This is a genomic window from Arthrobacter sp. NPDC055138 (assembly GCF_053607305.1).
Window position 1 is genome coordinate 1 of the sequence record NZ_JBSGTH010000011.1, and the last position, 1590, is coordinate 1590.

Sequence of the window (1590 nt, forward strand, 5' to 3'; positions counted from 1 at the left end):
GGAGAGTAGGTCACCGCCGGACATTCTTTACAAGGGAAGGCCCCGCCAACGACGGCGGGGCCTTCCCTTCGTTAACCCCCAAACCACCCCAGCCACGATTGCCGGGACGAAGCTGCCGCTGACCCTGCGGGGTCCGGCCATAAGCCCGACTGGAGGGGCGCGTCCCTGGCTCCGGCCCCGCCTGATATGTCGTGGAGTGGTCCCGGCACCGGCCGCTGCAGTCCATGCCGGCGCACTGGTGCCAATCTGCACAGGCTTCACTTTGGTTCCGGCAGGGCAGCGGAGCATCCACGTTCCGCGCCTCGCGGTGCGGCCAATGGGGAAGTCTCGTCCTTTTCTTGCTGCTGTCGATTGCGGCTGGCTATGCCTGACTCCATCGCAGGTTGAGGCACTCGGTCGTTCTCACAAGATCTTGATGACCACGTCGAGCTCCATGAGCTCCCGCCGTGGGCTTTTGCTGCCCAGGCAGTTCTCTGCACCCAGGAGAAGCCGACGACCTCATGGGCAACGTTCATGCTCAGGTGAACGTTGCCCGGCCGGCGGCGAGGCTTCGAGCCTGACGCCCGGTAAGCTGTGCGGCGGCTCATGAAGTGCGCGGAGGTGCTCTGGCACGGATCGTGCTGTTGCCTCAGGGCCCAAAACGAAGGGCCGACCGAAACGTATCCGAAGGTAGTCGGTTCTCTCGTCTGCAAGACGGCAGTCCACCTGGTGCAGCAACACCCGCGCATTGTCCCCGGCATGAGTAGCGCATCCCACTCTCGTATCCTCGAGCGGTGCGGCGCCCGCCGGCTTTGGGGTCATCCAGGGTGTTACTGGCCCAACGTCAGTTACGGTGTTAGCCCCATGTCCCAATCCGGTTGGGGCACGTCCACGGATCCAGCTGACCTAATGCCGGCCTATGGTTTGTCATTCGATGGGATATCGCCGGCCGTTCCCGCATGCCGCTGCGCCGACACTGCGCGAGGTTAGATCACGCCCATCCATCAGGGGCCAACCGCTCCACGTCCCGGTGTGTTCGGGCACGGGATCACGCAAATGCCTATCTGCATGTAGCCCGCGTATGTGATCGACCACCACGTGGCCGGAGCGTATCCGTCCAGCTATTCAGGACCGGGCGGCCTTCTGCGGCCCGAGCCACTTCCGCAAGATCCGTCCAGCTCGGTTCGACTTGATCTTTGGAGATAGAAGCCCATGTCGGGGAGCCCCCTGTTTTGTGAGCGGGTGCACAGTGTGGTGGGTGGGGGCCGGCGGGGGTGTCGGGTGGTTGTGCGGGGTGGTGTTGGGGGTGCGATATCCGCGTGGTGGCGGGGTTTATGGGGTGGTGTCCGGCTGGTCGGCGGGTGTGTTGGGGCGGGTTGGGTGGGCGATTTGCCCGGAGGCGGGGAGGGGTGTATTGTTTTCTGAGTCGCTGCTGCTGAAGCAGGGAAAACAGCGGCCAATCCCCTTCAAAATACGCCAGGATCTGGTGCGTTTTTCGCGCCTGCTGGAGTGGTTTGGGGGCCGGGATTCGCAGGCTGAATCCGCCGGGAACGGCGATTTGCAAAGGCTGCGGGAACCGGGTAAGTTAGAAAAGTTGCTCCGGAGCGATGG

At 63.6% G+C, this 1590-nt stretch carries 1 protein-coding gene; it reads left to right on the forward strand.

Annotated elements, in window-relative coordinates:
- Positions 1-1393: 1393 nt before the first annotated feature.
- The coding region (locus ACWF5H_RS18220) for a hypothetical protein (protein WP_452038618.1) at positions 1394-1590 on the forward strand (197 nt) is incomplete at its 3' end.